The following is a 23072-nucleotide window of genomic DNA, read 5'->3' on the forward strand; positions in this document are numbered from 1 at the left end:
GATGGCCCACCGCGGCGGGCCTCTGGAACGACGATGGAGTGAGCGAACCCTGGCGCAGCCAGGGCCGGATGAACGGGCGGAGGGTTTTGGTTACTTTTGCCCGTCAAAAGTCACTCGCCCGGGAGGGCGAAACCAGAAACATCAACAAAAACGCGGCAATTCGGAACAGATATCCAAAACATCAACACAAATTTGCCAATCCGGTATCAATCAAACAGCCCCTGCTAGCCCACGCCATGCACCAAGTCTCCAGCCTTGAGCAGTGACGCTCATCCATGCTCAACGCCCATAAACGACAACGCCCCTATCCCGAGATAGAGGCGTTGTATCGGGCCAAGGCCGCCGACAGCGGCACCGGCTTACTGCTTAGCGCGGTTCGCTCATCAGCCCTTTGATGATCGCCACGCAGCCGACCAGCAGCACGATGGTGAACGGCAGACCGGTGGACACCGCCATGGCCTGCAGGGCCACCAGGCCACCGCCGAGCAGCAGTGCCACAGCCAGCGCACCTTCCATGACCACCCAGAACACCTTCTGCGAAACCGGCGAGTTGATCTTGCCGCCTGCGGTGATGGTGTCGATCACCAGCGAACCGGAGTCCGACGAGGTGATGAAGAACAGCACGACCAGGACGATGGCAGCGAACGAGCTGATGGCGCTGATCGGCAACTGATCGAGCATGACGAACATCTTCAGCTCCAGCGCAGCCTGGCTCAGCTCGGTCAGACCACCCAGGGCCTGGTGCAGCGCGGTGCCACCGAAGGTGCTCATCCAGATCACCGAAACCAGCGACGGTACCAGCAGCACGGCAGTGAGGAATTCACGCACGGTACGGCCACGGCTGACGCGCGCGATGAACATGCCCACGAACGGCGACCAGCTGATCCACCAGGCCCAGTAGAAGGCCGTCCAGCCTTGGCTGAAGTTGGCGTCTTCACGACCGACCGGGTTGGACAGCGCCGGCAGGTATTGCAAGTAAGCGCCGAGGTTGTCCAGCACACCACTCAGCAGCAGCGCGGTGGGGCCGGCGATCAGCACGAACAGCAGCAGCACCAGGGCCAGACCCATGTTGAGTTCGGAGAGGATCTTCACACCCTTGTCTACGCCGGTCACCACCGAGCACAGCGCGATCAGGGTGATCACGGCGATCAGCACGACCTTGGTGGTGGTATCGGCCGGCAGGCCGAACAACACATGCAGGCCCGCCGTGGCTTGCTCGGCACCCAGACCCAGCGAGGTCACCAGACCGAACAGGGTGGCGAATACCGCCAGGATGTCGATGATGTGGCCTGGCCAGCCCCACACGCGCTCACCGAGCAGCGGGAAGAAGATCGAGCGGAACGACAGCGGCAAGCCTTTGTTGAAGGCGAACAGACCCAGCGCCAGGGCGACGATGGCGTAGATCGCCCAGGGGTGCAGGCCCCAGTGGAAAATGGTGGTGGCCATGCTCAGACGCGCCGCTTCAGCGGAGTCGCCGGCAGCCCCGCCCAGCGGTGCCCAGTCGGTGCGCACGCCATTGGCATCGACCACCGTACCGCCCAGGGCGGTGCCGTAGTGCGACATCGGCTCGGCAACGCCGTAGAACATCAGGCCAATGCCCATGCCCGCCGCGAACAACATGGCGAACCAGGAGAAATAGGAGTAGTCGGGGCGGGCCAGGGTGCCGCCAAGACGTACCTTGCCCAACGGAGAAACGATCAGACCCAGGCACAACAGCACGAAGATGTTGGCCGAGCCGATGAAGAACCAGGAAAGGTGTACGGTCAGCCAGTCACGCACGGACTTGAACAGGGGTTCGACCTGATCGTGCATGGCCATGGCCAGGGTGACGAAAACCAGTGCGGCAACGGCCGATACCAGGAACACCACACCGTGGATATCCAGATTGACCAGATAGCGGCCACGGATGTTGTCCTGGCCGACCACGTAATCGGTGTCGATGAGATTTGCCGCGCCACTTGGGGCGGGAATACCGTCTGCTGTTGAGTCGTTCTTGCGTGACGCGGGGCCTTGGCTCAAGGGGCTGCTCCTTCTTTTTTTATTCGCGAGCAATGCGGCGATTGCCGCTGCTATACGCGGATGCAGACGCTATCAGAAGGAAAATCGGCCCTGCGCTGCGCAAGCGGCGCGGGCTTTCCCATTAGCGACCGCCAGGCGGGAATGAAAAAACGCGCCCGAAGGCGCGCTCTTTTCATCCAGCCGACGGGCGCGTCAGCGTGGTTCGCTCATCAGCCCCTTGACGATGGAAATGCAGCCCACCAGCAACACGATGGTGAACGGCAGCCCCGTCGACACCGCCATGGCCTGCAGCGCCACCAGGCCGCCGCCGAGCAGCAGGGCGATGGCGATGACGCCTTCGATGCTGGCCCAGAACACGCGCTGCGGTACCGGCGCATTGACCTTGCCGCCGGCGGTGATGGTGTCGATCACCAGCGAGCCGGAGTCCGACGAGGTGATGAAGAACACCACCACCAGCACGATGCCGATGAACGAGGTGATGCCGGTCAGCGGCATCTCGCCGAGCATGCTGAACAGCTTCAGCTCCAGGCCGGCGTCCTGCGCACCGGTAAAGCCATCGACCAGCAACTGGTTGATCGCGGTACCACCGAAAGCGGTCATCCACAGCACCGACACCAGCGACGGCACCAGCAGCACGGCGACGAGGAACTCACGCACGCTGCGGCCACGGCTGACCCGCGCGATGAACATGCCCACGAACGGCGACCAACTGATCCACCAGGCCCAGTAGAAGGCGGTCCAGCCCTGGCTGAAGTTGACGTCCTCACGCCCCACCGGGTTGGCCAGCGCCGGCAGGTATTGCAGGTAGGCGCCGAGGTTCTTGAAGAAGTCGGTGAAGATCACCAGGGTCGGCCCGACGATGATCACGAAAAGCAACAAGGCCAGGGCTAGGGCCATGTTGATCTCCGACAGGCGCTTGACACCCTTGTCCAGACCGGCAACGACCGAAGCCAGGGCGATCAGGGTGATGGCCACGATCAACAGCACCTTGGTCATGTCCGTGGCGGGAATGCCGAACAGGTACTCCAGGCCGGCAGCCGCCTGCTCGGCACCGAGGCCCAGCGAGGTGACCAGGCCGAACAGCGTGGCGAACACCGCGAGGATGTCGACCACATGCCCCGGCCAGCCCCAGACGCGCTCACCGAGAATCGGGTAGAAGATCGAACGGATCGACAGCGGCAGGCCCTTGTTGAAGGAGAACAGCGCCAGCGCCAGGGCGACGATGGCGTAGATCGCCCAGGGGTGCAGACCCCAGTGGAAGATGGTCGCGGCCATGCCCAGGCGCACGGCCTCCTCGGCATTGCCCTGAGCACCACCGAGCGGCGCCCAGTCCGTGCGCACACCATCGGCTCCAACGGTGATGCCGCCCATTGCCGAACTGTAGTGCGACATCGGCTCGGAAACGCCATAGAACATCAGACCGATGCCCATGCCAGCGGCAAACAGCATGGAGAACCAGCCCATGTAGGTGTAGTCGGGCGTCGCGTCCTTGCCACCGATGCGCACTCGGCCCAAGGGCGAGAAGATCAAGCCGATACAGAGCAGGACGAAGATGTTGGCGGCACCGATGAAGAACCAGGCCATGTGGTGGGTGAGCCAGTCACGTACACCGCTGAACAGCGGCTCGATCTGGTTCTGCAGGGCCAGGGCCAGCACCACGAAGATCACCGCGACCAGCGCGGAGATGGTGAAGACCTTGCCGTGAATGTCCAGGGAGAAGACGAACTGCCCCTGAATGTTGTCCTGACCGATGACGTAATCGGTGTCGATCAGGTTGGCCTCACCGGTCGGTGCCGGGATGCCCTCTTGAATTTCCGCTGCGGGTGGCGGGGTCGTGTCATGCGAAGGGACGTTTCCCATGGTTGGCGTGCTCCTTGATGCGTTTGACTCGCTAGACGAGCGTGAACAGGACGAATGCCCTCCTCCAGTTGAAGTCGACCGACGAGTAGGTCGAACCGAAAAGGGTAACACATGAATTCCGCTCACTCAGAATCCAAGACACGTGAAAGCCCCGAATAATTCCCCAGCAGATGGCTTTTTGCCCGCCTCTGCCATTGCCCACACGGGCATGGCAGGATGGTCGCGAACGCTACGCACCCCACGTGGTCAGCTGCTTACAGCTCGTGCAAAGGAAGACGCTGCATGCCCGCGGATTTCGGCATTCCCCACCTGTTCGCCTACCTGATCGCCGTCATTCACACCCTGGGCGTACTCGCGGCCATTCACGCGGTGCTCACCGTGCGCACCGCGCAGGGCGCCCTGGCCTGGGGCCTGTCGCTGTTCTTCATGCCCTACCTGACGCTGCTGCCGTATCTGGTGTTCGGTCGCAGCCGTTTCGATGCCTACGTGCGCGCCCGGCGCCAGGCCGACAGGGAAATGCGCCTGGCAATGGCCGAGCAGGATTGGCGCCCCTGGGTCGAGGAAGCCAAGGCCGCGCACCTGTCCCCTGCCTACGAGCGCCTGCGTGCGCTACCGCGCCTGTCACATCTGCCGGGTCTGACGGGCAACCGCGTACAGTTGCTGATCGATGGCGAGGCCACCTTCGAAGCGATCTTTGCCGCACTGGCCAGCGCTCGGCAGGTGATCCTGCTGCAGTTCTTCATCATCCGCGACGATGCGCTCGGCCAGCGCCTGCGCGACGTGCTGCTGGAGCGTGCTGCCGCTGGCGTGCAGGTGCACGTGCTGTACGACGGCGTTGGCAGCCACTCGCTGCCCCGTGCCTACATCGATCATCTGCGTCGGGGCGGCGTGCAGGTGCATGCCTTCCCGACGCGCGCCGGGCTGTTCAATCGCTTCCAGCTGAATTTTCGCAACCACCGCAAGATCGTCGTGGTCGACGGCGAGATCGGCTTTCTCGGCGGGCTCAACGTCGGCATCGAATACCTCGGGCAGAAGCCACCCCTGGCGCCCTGGCGCGACACCCACGTAGAAGTGCTCGGGCCCGTGGTGGCGAGCCTGCAGGAAGCCTTCGCCGAAGACTGGTACTGGGCCTGCCGCAAGCTGCCACCACTGCTGCTGCCAAGCAAACAGGACGACCCCGGCCTGCTCTGCCAGGTGATTGCCAGCGGCCCGGCCGACGCGCAGGAAACCTGCTCGCTGCTGTTCGTCGAAGCGATCCACGCAGCGCGCGAACGGGTGTGGCTGAGCAGCCCCTATTTCGTCCCCGACGAAGCCTTGTCTGCGGCCCTGCGCCTGGCGGTGATGCGCGGCGTCGATGTGCGCCTGCTGCTGCCGTCACGCCCCGACCACCGCATCGTCTATGCCGCCTCCAGCCTGTATGCCTTCGAGGCACTGCGCGCCGGAGTGAGAATCTTCCGTTACCAACCGGGCTTCCTGCACCAGAAGGCCCTGCTGATCGATCACGATGCCTGCGTGCTGGGCAGCGCCAACCTGGACAACCGCTCCTTCCGCCTGAATTTCGAGGCCAGCCTGCTGACCTTCGACGAGGCCTTCAATGCGCAGGTCGCCAGCATGCTGGAAGCGGACTTCAGCCGCTCACGCGAGCTGGTCAATGCCGACCGCCGCAACCTGCACCGCCTGCAACAGCTGGGCATGCGCGTGGCGCGGCTGATCTCGCCGATCCTCTGACGCTCAACCGACGAGCTGCGCCGTCGCCCGACTGCGCTGCTCGGCGAGCATCCGCGAGCGGCGCTTCTTCGCCCAGATCACCAGCCCGGTCAGCGACAGGCCGGCCACCGCCAGGCCCAGCAGCGACACCAGGATGCGCCCCGGCAGACCGATGATGCGCCCCGAGTGCAGCGGGAACTGCGCCTGCAGGAAGATATCCCCAGCGCTGCCGGTACCCGGCACATGGGCGCCGGCCAGTTCGCCGCTGCGGCTGTCGACATAGATCCACGGGTTGCCCAGGCCGGCATCGCCGTGATCCTCGCCGGGCGCATAAAAGCCGACGCCATAGACGCCGAACTCGGCGGAATGGAACAGGCCGCCGGGCGGCGCCTGCCAGCCCAGGCGTTTGGCCTCGGCTGCGGCGATGGCGATGGCCTCGCGACGGTCGATCTGCGGCACGATCTGCTTGTCCAGCGTCACCGGCGTACGGCTGGCGAAAGGGCTCGGCGTCAGCGGCGAAACCAGCTCCACCAAGGGGCGCACCACCTGGCGTTCGAGGTTCATCGATACCGAAGTGACCGCCAGGATCAACAGCAGCAGCCAGATCCATACGCCGCCGGAGCGGTGCAGGTCAAAGTTCAGCTTGTAGCCGCCCTGACGCCAGCGAAAGGCCAACGACTTGCGCCAACTGCGCCAGTTGGGAAACGACAGCCACAGCGCCACGAAGCAGTCCAGAAACCAGACGATGGCGACGATGCCGAAGACCAACATGCCCAACTCGATACCGAAACCATCCGGGATATGCAGGCTGTAGTGCAGCTTGTAGAGAAATGGCAGCAGGTTCTCCCGGCTCAGGGAGATCGCGCCCCACTCGCGCTGGCCCTGGACATCACCACTGACCGGATCGATGCCGAGCTGGTTGAAGCCCAGCGTGTAAGCCTTGCCGGCGGCCGGATCGATGCGCGGATCGACGAAGATATTCAGCGCATGGCCCGGTTCCAGCGCCAGCGGCATGAAGCTCACCTGCAGACGCGGATCACGCGCCTCCAGAGCATCGGCCAGTTGCAGCGGTTCCTGCGCTGGCCCTGCGCTTTGCGCGTCGAACAGGTGCGGATTGAGCCACTCGTCCAGCTCGTGATCCCAGGAAATGATCGCGCCGGTCAGACCGGCGGTGAACAGGAACAGGGCGATGAATAGACCGCACCAGCGGTGCAGCAGTACCAGAATCGGGCGCATGACAGTCTCTCGTCGAACGTGCGGGCCGCTGCAGCGAGCGGCCCGTTCGCTCAGTACTTCCAGGTCAGGGTGGCGCTGACGTTACGTGGCGCGCCGTAATAGGCCTGAGTCCAGTACAGGCTGGTCAGGTACTTCTCGTTGGTGACGTTGTTGAGGTTGGCCGACACGCTCCAGTTACGGTCGATGTCGTAGCTGGCCATCAGGTCGACCACGGCGTAGGCATCCTGCTCGGCGATACCGTTGCGAATATCGTCCTGCCAGCGCATGGCGCCCCCCACCTTGAGCTTTTCCAGGCCGGGTACACGGTAGGTGGCCGCTGTCTTGACCATGTGCTTGGGCGAATAGGTCACACCATGCGAGCCATCGGCATTGGTGATATCGACGAAGGTATAGCCCGCGCTGAGCTGTAATCCCTGCACCGGTTCGCCGGAGAACTCCAGCTCGTACCCTTCGCTGGTCAGCCCCTCCACCGCACGGTAGTAAGCGCGACCCGCATCCGTTCCCGCTTGTTCGGCAAAGTTGTCCTGCTCGGTACGAAACACCGCCAGAGCCACGTTGACCCGGTCGTCGAACAGCTCGCCCTTCACCCCCACCTCGTAGTTCACGCCCTCGACCGGTGCCAGGCGAGAGCCTGTGATATCGGTCTTGGTCTGCGGATCGAAGATTTCGGTGTAGCTGGCATAGACCGAGTACTCATCGGTGAGGTCGTAAACCAGACCGGCATAGGGCACCACCTTGCCGCTGTTCTTCGACGACTTGTCCGCACCGTAGTTGTTGCCATCACTCTTCACATCGACCACTCGGGTGCCAGTGATAAGACTGAGGTCATCGGTCAGACTCCAGCGGGCTGCGCCGTAGACACTCTTCATGCGATCAGTGAAATCACTGCCCCGAGTGGGCTGATCGTTCAAGGGTCTGCCGATGTCTCCATTCCAGTCGTCCAGGGGCGGCAACGCACTGCCGGTGGTCGAGTCGTAATAGGAGATATCGCTCAGTTCCGAGCGCGACCAACTGGCCCCAAGCGCGGCCTCATGCTGGCGCCCGGCAAGGCTGAATGGGCCACTGGCCTGCAGGTCGACGATCAGTTGCTTGTTCTCGTCCTTGTACTCGGAGGGATAGCTGGTCAGCCCTAGGCCGGTCTCCCTGTTCGGCGTGCCCGCCATGTAGAACAGAGAGCCGTCGCCCTTCTTCTCCACCCGCGTCAGCACCGCCTTGGCCTGCCAGTCGTTGGCGAAGCTGTGCGCCAGCTCGGCGAAGGTGCGGTTCTCCTTGACGTCCCAGTAGGCCCAATCAGCCGACGTACTGGTGGAACGCGAGTAGTGGGTTTTCGAACCATCGGTGTAATTCAGCGGCAATGCCCCCCACATCGGCGAGTTGGCATCGCTGGTCTGCAGGGTATGGCCCAGGGTAAAGACGGTGCTGTCGTCCAGATCGAAATCCAGCACGCCATGGAACACGTTCTTCTCACGCGAGTAGCGGTCGAGGTAGGAGTTCTTGTTTTCGTTGGCGTACACCAGGCGCCCGCGCACCGTACCAGCGTCATTGAGCGCACCGGATACGTCGGTGTCGATGCGGCGCTTGTCCCAGGAGCCGGCGGTCAGGTCGACCCGCGCCTTGGGCGTGACGGTCGGTCGCTTGCGCACGAAGTTGACCGTCGCCGACGGGTTGCCAGTGCCGGAGATCAGGCCGTTGGCACCGCGAATGACCTCGACTCGCTCGTACATGGCGGTGTCCAGATCACCCTCGACGTTGCCGTAGACGAAGGGCACGGAGATGCCGTCGTACTGAAAGTTGGTGATGTCGAAGCCACGCGCGGTGTAGTAGGTGCGATCCGTCTCGACTTCCTGCACCTGCACGCCTGGCGCTGCCTTGAGCGCATCGTTGACGCTGGTGAGCTGGAAGTCGCGCAGTTGCGCTTCGGTAATGGTGGAAACCGCCTGCGGCGTCTGCCGTGGCGTCAGATCGAGCTTGGTCGCGGCGCTGCTGCGCTTGGCTTTGTAGCTGTCGGTATCGGACATCTCGCCGCTGCCCACCACGGATATGGCCTGGAGTTCCATGCTCTGCTGCTCGTCGGCCAAGGCCTGGTTGAAGCTGCAAGCTGCCGCGACGGCCACGGCCAGATGGGTCTTTTTACTGAACAAGGGACGGTCTCCTGATGCGCTGTCGATTGCTGCTGACAGTCCCTTTGCAGCCTTTGCCTCACTGGCGCATCTGCACAACGCAAATGCTAATGATTATCCTCAATATGGTCACAGCAGATCCTCTATTGGTCAACGCTAATTATTTGCATTTGCTCTAATTTCTCGAATGAGCAGAGCCTCTCTGACAGGAATCGACGGCCCAAACGAACAAAACCCCCACAGGCTCGCACCGTATGGGGGTTTCTTCTTTGCGCCGACGCTTGTGGCGCCGGGAGCCTGGTTCGCGCTGGCGAACCTAACCCGCTGAGGGTGCGGGGGTGCTCAGCTCACAGCTCCAGAGTTCCAACGCCGGCTGGCTCGCTTTTGGCGGGCCGAGCCAGTCGCTCATCGGGCGACAACGCTGGTCGATACACAGTTGGTAATCCCCCGCTTCGGGCGTGCGCCCAACGCGCAGGGGTTGCAAGGGCGGTAGCTGACGCTGGTAGTGCCAGCTGCCATTGCGCAGTTCGGCGCCGTCAGGAATCTCCATCCCGGCGCCCGAGCCTTTGACCCGCGCCTCGCCGAGGATCAAACCCTCGGCGCTGACGCGGTAATCCTCTTCCCAGCGGATCTTCTCGATGGTGTGGTTCCAGGCCAGGGTGAACGCGGGCGTGGGCAGCGATGCCCACACCACGCCGGCCATCCCCAGGCACAGGCCGATCACGCCGTCGCCACCTGGGCGCGTCGCGCGCGCCACAGATGCTGAGCGATGAACAGCGCGCTGAGGGCGAAGCCGATTTCATCGCTCGACGGCGTGGCCAGGATCAGGCTGGCACCGGCGGCGAAGCCCAGCAGGCGCTCCCACCAGCTCAGCTTGGCCTGCAGGTAGCCGGTGAAGATTGCGCCGAGCAGACCGATAGCCAGTACCGCCTTGAACACCACGTAGACCGTTGCCAACAGGCTGTCGCCCTGCAGCATCAGGGCGGGCGAATAGACCGCCATGAAGGGCACGACGAAACCGGCCACGGCGATACGTACGGCCCACAGGCTGATCTTCAGACCCGTCTCCTTGGCGATCGGCGCGGCAGCGAAGCAGGCCAGCGCCACCGGCGGGGTGAGGTCGGCCATGATGCCGAAGTAGAAGACGAACATGTGCGAGACGATCAAGGGTACTCCCAGATCGAGCAGCGCCGGGGCAGCGATGGAACTGGTGATGATGTAGTTGGGAATGGTCGGGATGCCCATGCCCAGCACCAGGCAGGTGAGCATGGTCAGCACCAGCGAGAGGAACAGGTTGTCCTGACCGATGGCGAGGATGTAGCCGGCGAAGGTGGACGCGACCCCGGTCAGCGACACCACACCGATGATCACCCCGACCAGGGCGCAGGCGATCCCCACCGGCACCGCATGCCGCGCGCCTTCGACCAGTGCGTGCAGGCACAGAGTCAGGGTGTCGCGACCGCCCTTGACGAACCAGCACACCGCCACCAGCGCCGCGATGACGCCAAACACCACGCCGATGCCGAGCTGGAAGAAACCGGCGCAGAGCACGCCGAGGGCGATCCAGAAGGCGAAGCGCATGGCCTTGGACGACACCTGCAGGATGATCGCCGAGCCGAGGATGACCATGGCGGTCAGCGCCAGGCCGACGGTGCCGGAGAACAGCGGCGTGCGCCCGGAGAACAGCAGGTAGACCAGAATGGCCAGCGGGATCAGCAGGAACCAGCGCTCACGCACGGCCTTCCAGGGGTTCGGGCATTCATCCTTGGGTAGGCCGCGCAGGTTGGCGCGCTTGGCCTCCAGATGAACCATCCAGAACACCGAACCGAAGTACAGCAGCGCCGGAACCAGCGCGGCCTTGGCCACCTCGAAGAACGGCACGTTGATGGTCTCGGCCATGATGAAGGCCACGGCGCCCATGATCGGCGGCATGATCTGGCTGCCCATCGACGAGGTCGCTTCGACGCCACCGGCGAAGGCCGGCTTGTAGCCGAAGCGCTTCATCAGCGGGATGGTGAACTGCCCGGTAGTGACCACGTTGGCCACGCCGGAGCCGGTGATGGTGCCCATCAGCGCGGACGAGACCACCGAGACCTTGGCCGGGCCGCCCAGCTTATGGCCGAACAGGCCCATGGCGAAATCGGTGAACAGCTTGATCATCCCGGCCTGCTCGAGGAAGGCGCCGAACAGGATGAATAGGAAGATGTAGGTGGCCGAGACGTAGGTCGGCGTGCCGTACAGGCCTTCGGTGCCGAACGACAGCTGGTTGACGATCTGGTCGATGCCGTAGCCCCGGTGCATCAGGTCGCCCGGCAGGTACTGACCGAGCAGGCCATAGGCGAGAAACAGCGCGCAGATGATCGGCAGGGCAATGCCCATGACCCGGCGCGCGGCCTCGAACACCAGCACGATCAGGGTCAGGCCGACGATCATGTCGGTGCTGGTCATGTCACCCGAGCGCTGGATCAGATCCGCCTCGAAGTACCACTGGTAGAAAGCCGTGGCCATGCCCGCCAGGCCCAGCAGCCAGGCCAGCGGTTGCCACGGGCGGCCCTTGCCCAGCGCCGGAAAGCTGATGAACACCAGCAGCAGCAGGAAGCCCACGTGCACCGCACGCAGCACCTGGGTCGACACCGGGTGGAAGGCCGCCGTGATGATCTGGAAGACGGAAAACAGCAGCGCGACGGCAAAGAGTGCCTTGGGCCAATCCGAAGGACTGGCAGCCAGGTCGTTGTTCTGATCACTCATGGAGTGCAAACCTCATGACTACATAGGATGCGGAGACAGACTCGCCAACAAAACCCACCGCCGTTTAACGCCGGTTTTATTCGCGATTCTGGGAGCTCTGCCCATTCCGGTCTTTGCGCTGTAGGAGCGGCTTCAGCCGCGATCAGCTCGCAAACATCGCGGCTGAAGCCGCTCCTACAAAAGCAAGGTCGGCGTGGATGCAGAGCGATCAGGCCGCGACTCATGTCGCGGCCTGATTCGGCATTACAGCGCGCCGACTTCCTTGTAGTAACGCTCGGCGCCTGGGTGCAGCGGGATCGGCAGGTTCTTGGCAGCGTTTTCCAGCTTGATGTCCTTGGCCGCGGAGTGGGCGTTGCCCAGGCGGTCGAGGTTGTCGAACATCAGCTTGGTCATCTGGTAGGCCACCTCGTCGGACACGCCTTCATGGCTCACCAGGATGTTGGTGATGGCCACGGTGGGCACGTCGGCGTCCTGACCGTCATAGGTGCCGGCCGGGATGGTCGCCGGCTGATAGGCGGCGTTGCCGATCTTGGCGGTGACATCCGCCGGGATCGAGACGAAGTTGATCTTCATGGTCGAGGCCAGGTCGCGGATGGCCGCCATGCCCAGACCAGAGGATTGCAGGGTGGCATCCAGCTGGCGGTTCTTGATCAGCTCGACCGACTCGGCGTAGGGCAGGAACTCCACCGCAGCCATGTCCTTGTAGGTCAGGCCGGCGGCGGCGAAGATGGCGCGCGCGTTGAGTTCGGTACCGGACTTCGGTGCACCCACGGAGATGCGCTTGCCTTTCAGATCGGCCAGGGTCTTGATGCCGGAATCGGCGTTGGCGACGATCTGGATGTAGTTCGGGTAAGTACCGGCGATGGCGCGCAGCTTCTTCAGCGGCGCCTTGAAGCCGGCATCTTCCACGCCGTTCCAGGCGTCGGCGACCGAATCACCGAGGGCGAAGGCCAGTTCACCACGGCCAGCCTGCAGCAGGTTGAGGTTTTCCACCGAGGCCTTGGTGGCCTGTACCGAGGTCTTGGCGCCGTCGATGCCGGTGGTATAGAGCTGCGACAGGGCAACGCCGATCGGGTAGTACACACCGCTGGTACCGCCAGTGAGCACGTTGATGAAGGTCGGCGCAGCGAGCACGGCAGTGCTGGCAGTCAGGGCTGCAGCGGCGGCGAAAAGGCCGAATTTCTTGGTCAGTCGCATGGAAGTATCTCCGTCGTTGTTATGGCTTTATGCAGAGGTTCACTGTAGACGACGCCCTCCGCAGCACACGGCGAGCGCAGTCGTACCGCGCAATCAGCGGCGCAGGGTGCAGCGTCGGACAAGTACCGCAGCGTTGGCGGTCGGATGGCGGCCCATGCACGGCAATACAGGCGGCATGGCGCGGGGGGCATGACAGTTCATGGGCTGACCTCTTGTCGTTCTTATGGTCGCCGCATCGGCAAGACACCGCGCGGCTGACATTGCTTTAGCAGATGCCGTGCCAGCGCCTGAAAGGCCCGAGATAGAGGGGTTTTATCAAATGACTCAGGGGTCACTGAGCGGGAAACCGCTCATACCCGCGGAGCCATCGGCAGAAATCCGCCTATACGTAGCCCGGATGCAATCCGGGGCCGGAGCGCGCTGTTTACCCGGATTGCATCCGGGCTACGCTGAAAAACTTTCTCGGCAGGCTGGCTAGCGCAGAACCCGCTTCATTCCTCACCGGCGGGCAGATAGTCGCTGCGCGCCAGCCCGTGGCGCTGCATCTTCTCGTTGAGGGTGCGCCGTGGCAGTTGCAGCATCTCCATCACCGCGGTGATGTTGCCCTGGCATTGCTGCAGGGCGTTGTGCAGGCAGCGCGCCTCGAAGGCTTCCATCTGCTCGGCCAGCGCCTGGCCGGCAAAACGCTCGTCCGGCGACGGGCGGGACAAGCCCAGGGCATGGCGCTCGGCGGCATTGATCAATTCGCGCACATTGCCCGGCCAATCATGCCCGAGCAGGCGCGCCAGCTCGCTCGGCGCCAGCGGCGGCGCCTCGCGCCCATGGCGCAGGGCAGCCTCGTGGGCGAAGTGGTCGAACAGCAGGGGAATGTCCTCACGGCGCTCGCGCAGAGGCGGAATATGCAGGGTGGCGACGTTCAGGCGATACACCAGGTCTTCGCGGAAGCGCCCGGCCTTCACCTCGTCGAGCAGATCCGGCTTGGCCGCGCTGATCACCCGCAGATCGACCTTGATGCTCTTGTTCGAGCCGAGGCGTTCCAGGGTCTTTTCCTGCAACACGCGCAGCAGCTTGACCTGCTGCGCCAGTGGCATGCTTTCCACCTCATCGAGAAACAGCGTGCCGCCATCGGCATGCTCGATGCGGCCGATGCGCCGCGCCTGAGCGCCGGTGAAAGCGCCGCTCTCGTGGCCGAACAGCTCGCTTTCGAAGATGGTCTCGGGGATCGCCGCGCAGTTGAGGGCGGCGAAAGCCTTGTCGGCACGCGGGCTGAAGTCGTGCAGGCAGCGCGCCACGCGCTCCTTGCCGCTACCGGTTTCGCCGCGGATCAGCACATTGACCGAGGTGCCGGCCAGTTCGAGGATCTGCCGGCGCAGGTTCTCCATCGGGCGCGAGATGCCGATCAACTGGCTCTCGATGCGCCCCTTGTCCGCCACCTGCTGGCGCAGCAGGCGGTTCTCGCAGACCAGGCGGCGCTTGTCCAGCGCACGGCGCACGCTGTCGAGCAGGCGTTCGGGGGCGAAGGGTTTTTCGATGAAGTCATAAGCGCCGTTGCGCAGCGCCTGCACGGCCATGGGCACATCGCCGTGGCCAGTGATGAGGATCACCGGCAGGTCACTATCGATCTGCAGCAGCTTGTCGAGCAGTTGCAGGCCATCACTGCCGGGCATGCGCACGTCGCTGACGACGATACCGGGGTAATCGCGGTCCACCGCAGCCAGGGCCTCGGCCGCGCTGGCGCAGGTGCGTACGGTGAAACCGGACAGTTCCAGCCACTGCTGCACCGCCTCGCGAATCGCCGCCTCGTCGTCGACCACTATGACCTGAGCGCTCATGCCACCTCCTCATCAAAACGGCAGGCAGTGTAGCCCGAGCGCGCTTATGTGGGAGGGGCTTTAGCCGCGAACATATGACATCGCCGTCGCGGCTAAAGCCCCTCCCACCGGTATTACGGTGCGGCGGGCAAACGCAGGGTAAACGCCGCGCCCAGCTCGCCATTGTCGGCCTCCAGGCTACCGCCCAAATCACGCACGATGCCGTAGGACACCGCCAAGCCGAGCCCCAACCCCTGCCCCACCGGCTTGGTGGTGAAGAAAGGCTCGAAGACGCGCCCCAGCGTCTCTTCGGCAATACCGCCGCCACTGTCCTCGACGCTCAGCACGCAGTCATCGCCGTCACGGGCGATACGTACCCGCAGCACGCGGGCATCGCACTCGGCCATGGCATCGAGAGCGTTGTGCAGCAGGTTGAGAATCACCTGTTCGAGGCGGATGGCATCGCCCAGCACCTGCACCCCGGCATCGACCTCACGGCGCAACTCCACCTGTTCGCTGCGCATGCGGGGCGCCAGCAGTTGCAGGGCCTGCTCCAGCACGTCGGCCAGGCTCAGGCGTTCGCTCAAGCCTGCCGGGCTCTTGCGGGCGAAGGTCTTCAGGTGGCCGGTCAGCGCGGCCATGCGCTGCAGCAGGCCGTCGACACGCTGCAGGCCGTCGCGCACGGCCTCCGCGCGGCCGCTATCGAGCAGCAGACGCAGGCTGCCGAGCTGCATCTGCAGGGCGGTCAGCGGCTGGTTGATCTCGTGTGCCAGGGCCGCCGACATCTGCCCCAGCGCAGCCATCTTGGCGGCATGCACCAGGCCTTCCTGGGCTTCGCGCAGCTCGCTGGTGCGCAGCTCGACCTCCCGCTCCAGGCGCTCGCGGATGCCGGCCTGCAGGCGCTGGTTCTTGCGCCGCTGAACGAGGAACAGCAGCAGGAAGGCCAGGGTCGTCCACACCCCGGCGGCGGCCAGGCGATAGCTGCGCACGCTGTCGGCCAGGCCGGAGGGCTCGCTGAGCAGGTGCAGCGTCCAGCCTTCCTCGGGCATCAGCAGGCGCTGCCAGAGGTAATCACGATTGCCATCCGGGCCGTCGACCCGCGCCCACTCGGCGTCATCGTCGATGCGGCGGTGCTGCACGCTGGTCAACGGCTGCAGCGATTGCTCGGCGTACTTGCGCACCTCCACCAGCTCGGCGCGCGCCGCCTCGTTCAACGGTTGCAGGGCACGGAAACGCCAGGCCGGACGATTGCTCAGGATCACCACCTGGTAGCTGTCGGCCACCAGCAGCACGCCAGGCTGGCCGACCCATTCGCGCTGCAGCTCTTCCAGCTCCAGCTTGACCACCAGCACGCCGAGCAGGCGGCCGTCGTCGTCACGCACCACATGGGAAAGAAAGTAGCCGGGAATGCCGGTGGTGACCCCCACCGCGAAGTAACGCGAGCCTTCGTTGCGCAACGCGCCCTGGAAGTACGGACGAAAGGCGTAGTTGTTGCCGACGAAACTGCTCCAGTCGCGCCAATTGCTGGCCACCAGGGTGTCGCCGTGGGTGTCGAGCAGATACAGCACGGTCGAGCCCGCTGCGGCATTGAGGCGTTCGAGGCGATGGTTCAGGGCTTGGCGCAACTGTCGATCATGTGGCGTACGCAGCAGCGCCTTGATGTCGCTGTCCAGCGCCAGCACCTCGGGCACCGAGCTGAAGCGCTCGACCAGGGTGCGAATCGACTGCGCATAGAGCTGCAGTTGCCCGCGCGCCTCGACGCTGCGCTCGTCCCAGGCGTGGCGCTCCGCATAGCGGCCGCCCAGCCAGGCACTCAGCAGCAGGCCGACGAGGATCGCCAGGGCGGTGAGCGGAACGCGGTAGCGGGGGCGCTGCAGCAGGGGCATGGGCGGCTCGCGGAGGTGGGCACGAGCCGCATGTTACTGCATCAGCGATAGAGGTCGGCACGCGTCCAGGGCAGATCGTGGCTGCCGTCCTCGCGTGGCTTCACCGCGAGAATCTGGTGCAGGTTCATCCAGCCATGCTGGAAGCCGTAGGCGCAGCCGGCCAGGTACAGGCGCCAGATACGCAGGGCTTTCGCCGGCACCCACTGCGCGGCCTTGTCCAGTTGCTGCTCCAGGCCCTGGCTCCACAGCTGCAGCGTGCGCGCATAGTGCAGGCGTAGGCTCTCGACATCGACGATCTCCAGCCCGGCTTCGCTGATCGCCGTGGCGATGGTCACCAGATGCGGCAGCTCGCCCTGCGGAAACACGTAGCGGTCGATGAACTCGCCCGCGCCCCGACCGACCGGGCGGCCATCGGTGAAGCGCGAGGTGATGCCGTGGTTCATCACCAGCCCGCCGGGCCTGACCGCGCCGAACAGACGCTGGCAATACAGCGCCAGGTTGGCGTGACCGACATGCTCGAACATGCCGACGCTGATCACCTTGTCGAAACGGCCATCCTGCGGCAGGTCGCGGTAGTCGAGGCGCTCCAGGGTCACGCGCTCGCTCAGATCCTCTTCGGCCACGCGCTGCAAGCCCAGCTCCAGTTGCGCCTGGCTGAGGGTGATGCCATACACCTCGGCCTCGAACTCGCGGGCGGCGAAACGCGCCAGGCCGCCCCAGCCACAACCGACGTCGAGCAGCTTGTCGCCCGGCTGCAGGCGCAGCTTGCGGCACAGGTGGCGCATCTTCGCCTGCTGGGCCTGGTCGAGGCTTTCCTTGCCAGTCTCGAAATAGGCGCAGGAGTAGACCATGTCGCGATCCAGCCACAGCCGATAGAACTCGTTGGACAGGTCGTAGTGGTAGCTGATCGCCTCGGCGTCGCTGCGCTTGTCGTGGGCCGTGTGCAGTTCCACCGGCGCGCTGTCGTCACCCAGCAGCGCGCTGCTCAGTGCATCGCCCAACTCGATGGCCGCCTCGATGGGGCCTTCCAGCTCCACCCGGCCCTCGACATAGGCCGCGCCCAGCGCATCCAGGCTGGGGTGGGCCAGTTGGCTAACCAGGCTGGGATCCTTGACCACCAGCGTCAGCCGCGGTTTCGGCCCCAGATCCATCTGCTTGCCGTCCCACAGTTTCGACGCAGCGGCAGTTGCAGGTCACGAAGTGCGGTGGGCAGTTGCGCAAGCATGGTCGTCCCTCCTGATCAGGTGTGATGGAACCTGAAGCAGATGACCGGGCCATGCCTGGCCAGGTTCGCTCAAGCTGACTAACGGCAACAGGCTGCTCTGAACCACCCGTCAGAAGCGCAGCACAGGCCGCACTGATTAATGCTTCAAAAGAAATAAAAGACGCCAGAATTGCATTGGATCGATTTATCCAGCCCTGTCATAGTCCCGCAAGGCTGACTCCACCCTACAGGTCAGGGCGATCCTCTAGCGCCTGCCGCCAGATGATGGGTAAGCCGCCTACTCATAAAGAAAACCTGGCCGATACCATCGAAGCTAATAAGACAACAAGAACGACTGCCCATGCCCTCGACTCCCTGCCTGACTCCACGAGTCATCCGCTGCCAAGAGAATCCTGACGTGGCTCCGTTCAATCGGTGCTGGACTGCTGTGTGCCTGCCCTCGAACACACGCACCGTCCATCCGCCACTCAAGGAGCACGTCGTATGAATCGCTGGTTGGTAAACCTGAGTGTCGCCAAGAAACTGATCGCCGGCTTCGGCCTGCTGCTGATCATGAGCGTTCTGATGTTCTCGGCTGGCTGGTACGCCCTCTCCAACCTGTCCTACCGCATGGATCGCATGAGTGCGGTCAACCAGTTGATGCAGCATCTCTCGGACATGCGCCTGGCGCGTGCCGCGTATCTGCAGAGCAACGGCGAAGAGAAAGCGGCTGCCGAGCTGAAGCAGCAGATCGTCACCATCGAGCAGAATCTGGCCGACCTGCGCGGCTATTTCATGACCCAGGAAAACCAGCAGAAGATCGCCCAGATGGACGAGGCGCTGGGCAACTACCAGGCGCTGATCAAGGACATGGAAGGGGCTTACCAGCAGATCGCCTCGTCGCGAAACTTGCGCCGCAGCAGCGGCGATCAGGCCCTGGCATCCCTGGACAAGCTGGACAGCTATGTCAGTAGCGACACACTGGACGTCGAGCGGACATACGCACGCTACAAGGTGGTGAAGACCATCCAGATGCAGTTCCTCTTCGCCCGCTTCGAGACGCGCGCCTACAGCTACAGCGGCAAGACCGATCAATACCAGTCGACCCTCGATGCCATCGACAAGACCCTGGGCAATCTCCAGCCCCTGCGTGCGACGCTGAGCGATGCGCCGCCCGCACTGTTTCAGGAGATGGAGCAGTCCATCCGCACCTACCGCGATACGCTCGACACCCACCAGGCCGCCCTGCTGCGCATCGATCAGGATCAGAAGAAAGCCAATGCGCTGGTTCTGGCAATGGTCGAGCACTGTCAGGCGCTGTATGACAACCAGATGCAACGGCGCAACGAAGACACCCAGCAGGCCTCGGGGATGCTGCTGGGCTGCCTGGCACTGGCGCTGATCTTCGGCATCGTCGGCGCCCTGCTGATCACCCGGCAGATCGTCCCGGCCCTGCGCAGCGTGCTACACAACGTGCAACGCATCGCCAGCGGCGACCTCAGCCATCAGGATCAGGTGCAGCGCAGTGACGAGATCGGTCAGTTGCAGCAAGGCATGAATGCCATGACCAGCAGCCTGCGGCAGTTGATCGGGCATATCGGCGACGGCGCCGCGCAGATCGCCAGCGCCACCGAAGAGCTTTCCGCCATCACCCAGCAGACCCGTGCCGGCGCCAACGAGCAGAAGCTGGAAACCGATCAGGTGGCCACCGCCATGCACGAGATGGCCACCTCGGTGCAGGACGTGGCGCGCAATGCAGTGGAAACGGCGCACGCGGTCGAGCACAGCGCCCAGGAAGCCAGCAGTGGTGCGCAGATCGTCAACAAGGCCATCGCCCAGATCGACAGCCTGTCCAGCGAGGTGGAGCTGACCGGCGAGGCCATCAGTGCCCTGGCCGAGGAAAGCGGACGTATCGGCGGCATGCTCGATGTCATCAAATCGGTGGCCGAGCAGACCAACCTGCTGGCGCTCAATGCCGCCATCGAGGCAGCGCGTGCCGGCGAAGCCGGGCGTGGTTTCGCCGTGGTCGCCGACGAAGTCCGTGGCCTGGCCCAGCGCACGCAACAGTCCACCCAGGAAATCGAGACGCTGATCGCTGCCCTGCAGCAAGGCACGCTCAAGGCCGTGCAACGCATGGAAGGCAGCCGCAACCTGACCCACAGCAGCGTCGAACTGGCCCGCCAGGCCGGCGCGGCCCTGCACAGCATCACCGCGAGCATCGGCAACGCTCAGGGCATGACCCAGCAGATCGCTGCCGCCGCCGAACAGCAGGGTGCGGTGGCCGAGGAGATCAACCGCAGCGTGCTCAACGTGCGTGGCATCACCGAGCAGACCTACACCGCCAGCGAGCAGACCAGCCAGGCCAGCCAGGAGCTGGCACGCCTCGGCAGCTCGCTGCAAAGCCAGGTGCAGCGTTTCCGTCTGTAAAAGCGACTAGCGGCGCCTGAGCAGGGCCACGAAGAACACCCCGCCGATAGCCGCGGTGACGATGCCGATGGGCAGATCCTGCGGCGCCAGCCAGGTGCGCGCGGCGACATCGATCCAGACCAGGAACAGCGCCCCCAGCAGCGCCGCCACCGGCAACACGCGGCGGTGCTCAGCGCCGACCAGAAAGCGCGCCACATGCGGCAGCATCAGGCCGACGAAGCCGATGGCGCCGGACAGCGACACCAACACGCCGGTGAGCAGGGAAGCCACCACGAACACCAGCAAGCGCACGCGGCGCGGCTCCAGGCCCAGGCTCACGGCGCTCTGCTCGCCGGCCATCAGCGCGTTGAGTGCGCGGCCCAGGCCGAGCAGCACGATCATGGCCAGGGCCAGGCACAACGCCGGTAGCCAAAGCAGTTCCCAGCGCGCCAGGCCGAGGCCGCCGAGCATCCAGAACAGCACCGAGCTGGCCGCATGCGGGTTGCCCAGGTACAGCAGCAGGTTGCTCGCCGCCATCATCACGAACGACACCGCCACCCCGGCCAGCAGCAGGCGGTCGCTCTCCAGACGCCCGCCCCGGCTGGCGATGGCCAGTACCAGCAGCATGCTCGCCAGGGCGCCGATGAAGGCCGCCAACGGCAGGCTGAGCAGCCCGGCGAACTCGCCCAGATAGAGCACCACGATCACCGCACCGAAGGCCGCACCGGAGCTAACTCCGAGTAGATGCGGATCGGCCAGCGGGTTGCGCGTCACCGCCTGCAGCACGGTGCCGACCAGCGCCAGCCCGGCGCCGACCAGCGCACCGAGCAGCACCCGTGGCGCGCGCAGTTGCCAGACGATGCTGTCCTGGCCGCTGTTGATCGGCATCTCGGGCGTGATGCCGAACAGGTGCTGGCCGAGGATCGCCAATACGCGATCTAGCGGCACCTGCGCCGCGCCGAAGGCCAGCGACCAGGCGCAGGACAACGCCAGCAGCCCGGCCAGCCCAAGCAACAGCAGGCGATAACGACTCACCGAGCGAAGGCCTCCGGATGCAGCGCAGCGGCCAGGGTCTCGATGGCGGCGGCATTGTCCAGGCTCGGCGTCACCGCCAGGTAAGGCAGCACCACGAAGCGTTGTTCACGGATCGCGGTGACACCCTGCAGCGCCGGGTGCTGCAGGAGGAAGTCGCGCTTCTGCGCCGCCGTGCGCTCGCCGTAGTCGACGATCAGGATGACTTCGGGATCTTGCTCGACCACCGATTCCCAGCCCACCTTGATCCAACTGCCGGCCACACCGTCCATCACGTTGCGCCCACCAGCGGCCTCGATCAGCGGCTGCGGCATGCCCTGGCGCCCGGTGCTGAAAGGCAGGTCTTCGCCACTGTCGTAGACGAACACCCGTGGCCGCTTGGGCTGTTCACCCAGGCGCGCCTGCACCGCCGCCACCCGCGTCTGCATGCCCTGCACCAGCGCCTCAGCGCGATCCTCGACGGCGAAGATGCGCCCGAGGTTGTGCAGATCGGTGTAGACATCGTCGAGGCTGGCGACGCGTCCCGGCATGACATGCGCGCAGGACTCGCTCAGCTCGTACACCGGGATACCGAAGCGCTCCAGGCTGGCCGGCGTGACCTCGCCGCCGATGCGCATGCCGTAGTTCCAGCCGGCAAAGACGAAATCGGTGCCGGCGCCCAGCAGGTTTTCCAGCGACGGATAGCGCGCGGCCAGTTCAGGCAGGCCGTCGAGCTGTTCGCGCATGCTCGGATCGAGGGTCTTCCAGCCGCTGATACCGGTGTAGCCGGCCATGCGCTCTTTCAGGCCGAGGGCCAGGAGCATGGCGGTCATGTTCACGTCATGGCTCACGGCCCGTTGCGGCGGCTGGGCGATGGTGATTTGTCGGTCACAACTGGTGACGGTGACGGCCCAGACGGGGCTGGCCAGCGCCAGCAGGATTGCACCAATGAATGTAGGAGCGAGCTTTGCTCGCGAAGCTTTTGTCTTTACCCACGATTCGCGAGCAGAGCTCGCTCCTACAGGTTCGACCGTTCGTGAGCGCTTCATCAAAGGATCCAGGTAATACGCGGGTAACCCGCCAGTGGATGGGTGTCGACCAGCGCCTGCACACCGAACACCTGTTGCAGCAGCTCGGCAGTGAGCACCTCGGCAGGCGTGCCGACGGCCACCAGGCGGCCCTGGTCGATCACGCAGAGACGGTCGCAGAAAGCCGCCGCCAGGTTCAGGTCATGGAAGCTGGCCAAGGTCGCCAGCCCCAGCGATTTGATTTGCCGTAACAGTTCGATCTGGTAACGCGGATCGAGGTGGTTGGTCGGCTCGTCGAGGATCAGCAGTTGCGGCTGCTGCACCAGAGCACGGGCGAGCAAGGCACGTTGCTTCTCGCCACCGGACAGGCGGGCGAAATCCTGCTGCGCCCGCTCGCTCAGGCCGACCCGCGCCAGCGCCTCATCGACCAGGCGCTGATCCTCGCTATCGTCGCCGTCGAACAGCCCCTTGTGCGGCGTGCGGCCCATGGCCGCCACCTCGTGCACACGTAGGCCGAAGTCCTGCGGGAATTCCTGCAGCACCACGGCCACGCGCTGCGCGCTCCAGCGTGGCGGGCGCTGCCACAGCGCCTCGCCGCCCAGCTCGACACTGCCGCTGCACGGCCGCTGGAAGCGATAGGCGCAACGCAGCAGGCTGGTCTTGCCGCTGCCGTTGGGGCCGATCAGGCCGAGCAGCTCGCCGTCACCGATGTCCAGGTCGATGGCTTCGAGCAAGGCGCGCTGGCCATCCGGCGACCAGGCCAGGTCACGGATGCGCAGGCGCGGCTCGGGTGCCGCCGTACGGCGGCTCGCGGGCGGCGAGAACAGGCTGAACGACCA

15 protein-coding genes and 2 pseudogenes are annotated in these 23072 nt (G+C 64.7%); 4 read left to right on the forward strand and 13 right to left on the reverse strand.

Annotated features, from left to right (window positions below):
* A partial coding sequence (locus ACODS1_RS07805; protein ID WP_489085186.1) for a hypothetical protein occupies window positions 1-266 on the forward strand: 266 nt, incomplete at its 5' end.
* Between the two features lie 100 nt (window positions 267-366).
* Here the strand turns inward: ACODS1_RS07805 and ACODS1_RS07810 are convergent.
* Together ACODS1_RS07810 and ACODS1_RS07815 are read right to left on the reverse strand one after the other, a co-directional pair.
* A complete protein-coding gene (locus ACODS1_RS07810) occupies window positions 367-2019 on the reverse strand; it encodes a BCCT family transporter (RefSeq protein ID WP_489085187.1) in 1653 nt (550 codons plus the stop codon).
* 192 nt (window positions 2020-2211) lie between these two features.
* On the reverse strand, window positions 2212-3879 hold the full coding sequence (locus ACODS1_RS07815; RefSeq protein ID WP_489085188.1) for a BCCT family transporter: 1668 nt from the start codon (window positions 3877-3879) through the stop codon (window positions 2212-2214).
* Between the two features lie 282 nt (window positions 3880-4161).
* Between ACODS1_RS07815 and cls the strand changes: the two genes are divergently transcribed.
* The gene (gene cls / locus ACODS1_RS07820; protein ID WP_489085189.1) at window positions 4162-5607 is read left to right on the forward strand and encodes a cardiolipin synthase; all 1446 of its coding nucleotides are present in this window, start codon (window positions 4162-4164) and stop codon (window positions 5605-5607) included.
* A 3-nt stretch (window positions 5608-5610) separates the two neighbouring features.
* Here cls and ACODS1_RS07825 read toward each other — a convergent pair whose 3' ends face one another.
* From ACODS1_RS07825 to cfaB, 8 genes and pseudogenes are all read right to left on the reverse strand, one after another.
* The gene (locus ACODS1_RS07825; RefSeq protein ID WP_489085190.1) at window positions 5611-6822 is read right to left on the reverse strand and encodes a PepSY-associated TM helix domain-containing protein; all 1212 of its coding nucleotides are present in this window, start codon (window positions 6820-6822) and stop codon (window positions 5611-5613) included.
* A 50-nt stretch (window positions 6823-6872) separates the two neighbouring features.
* Window positions 6873-8963: a TonB-dependent siderophore receptor gene (locus ACODS1_RS07830; RefSeq protein ID WP_489085191.1), complete on the reverse strand. Its 2091-nt coding sequence runs from the start codon at window positions 8961-8963 to the stop codon at window positions 6873-6875.
* 295 nt (window positions 8964-9258) lie between these two features.
* Complete coding sequence (locus ACODS1_RS07835) at window positions 9259-9666, reverse strand: DUF1850 domain-containing protein (protein ID WP_322980087.1); 408 nt, start codon at window positions 9664-9666, stop codon at window positions 9259-9261.
* Complete coding sequence (locus ACODS1_RS07840; protein ID WP_489085192.1) at window positions 9663-11690, reverse strand: TRAP transporter permease; 2028 nt, start codon at window positions 11688-11690, stop codon at window positions 9663-9665. Before ACODS1_RS07840 ends, ACODS1_RS07835 begins: the two co-directional genes overlap by 4 nt.
* A gap of 243 nt (window positions 11691-11933) precedes the next feature.
* Complete coding sequence (locus tag ACODS1_RS07845; RefSeq protein WP_489085193.1) at window positions 11934-12887, reverse strand: TAXI family TRAP transporter solute-binding subunit; 954 nt, start codon at window positions 12885-12887, stop codon at window positions 11934-11936.
* A gap of 491 nt (window positions 12888-13378) precedes the next feature.
* Complete coding sequence (locus ACODS1_RS07850) at window positions 13379-14719, reverse strand: sigma-54-dependent transcriptional regulator (protein WP_489085194.1); 1341 nt, start codon at window positions 14717-14719, stop codon at window positions 13379-13381.
* Window positions 14720-14832: 113 nt separating this feature from the next.
* Window positions 14833-16584: a sensor histidine kinase gene (locus ACODS1_RS07855; RefSeq protein WP_489085195.1), complete on the reverse strand. Its 1752-nt coding sequence runs from the start codon at window positions 16582-16584 to the stop codon at window positions 14833-14835.
* Window positions 16585-16625: 41 nt separating this feature from the next.
* Window positions 16626-17809, reverse strand: a pseudogene (gene cfaB / locus ACODS1_RS07860) (C17 cyclopropane fatty acid synthase CfaB).
* Window positions 17810-18373: 564 nt separating this feature from the next.
* On the opposite strand from cfaB, the pseudogene ACODS1_RS07865 reads away from it, so the two are divergent.
* Together ACODS1_RS07865 and ACODS1_RS07870 are read left to right on the forward strand one after the other, a co-directional pair.
* A pseudogene (locus ACODS1_RS07865) lies at window positions 18374-19360 on the forward strand (methyl-accepting chemotaxis protein); the annotation flags it as partial.
* Between the two features lie 141 nt (window positions 19361-19501).
* A complete protein-coding gene (locus tag ACODS1_RS07870; protein WP_489085340.1) occupies window positions 19502-20215 on the forward strand; it encodes a methyl-accepting chemotaxis protein in 714 nt (237 codons plus the stop codon).
* A 6-nt stretch (window positions 20216-20221) separates the two neighbouring features.
* On the opposite strand, the gene ACODS1_RS07875 is transcribed toward ACODS1_RS07870, so the two are convergent.
* Genes ACODS1_RS07875 through ACODS1_RS07885 form a run of 3 tightly spaced genes read right to left on the reverse strand, consistent with a single transcriptional unit; the run spans window position 20222 to window position 23060 of the window.
* Window positions 20222-21229: a FecCD family ABC transporter permease gene (locus ACODS1_RS07875; RefSeq protein ID WP_489085196.1), complete on the reverse strand. Its 1008-nt coding sequence runs from the start codon at window positions 21227-21229 to the stop codon at window positions 20222-20224.
* The gene (locus tag ACODS1_RS07880; protein ID WP_489085197.1) at window positions 21226-22254 is read right to left on the reverse strand and encodes an ABC transporter substrate-binding protein; all 1029 of its coding nucleotides are present in this window, start codon (window positions 22252-22254) and stop codon (window positions 21226-21228) included. Before ACODS1_RS07880 ends, ACODS1_RS07875 begins: the two co-directional genes overlap by 4 nt.
* A complete protein-coding gene (locus ACODS1_RS07885; protein ID WP_489085341.1) occupies window positions 22254-23060 on the reverse strand; it encodes an ABC transporter ATP-binding protein in 807 nt (268 codons plus the stop codon). Before ACODS1_RS07885 ends, ACODS1_RS07880 begins: the two co-directional genes overlap by 1 nt.
* Window positions 23061-23072: the final 12 nt, after the last annotated feature.

The organism is Pseudomonas sp. FG29 (assembly GCF_057809355.1).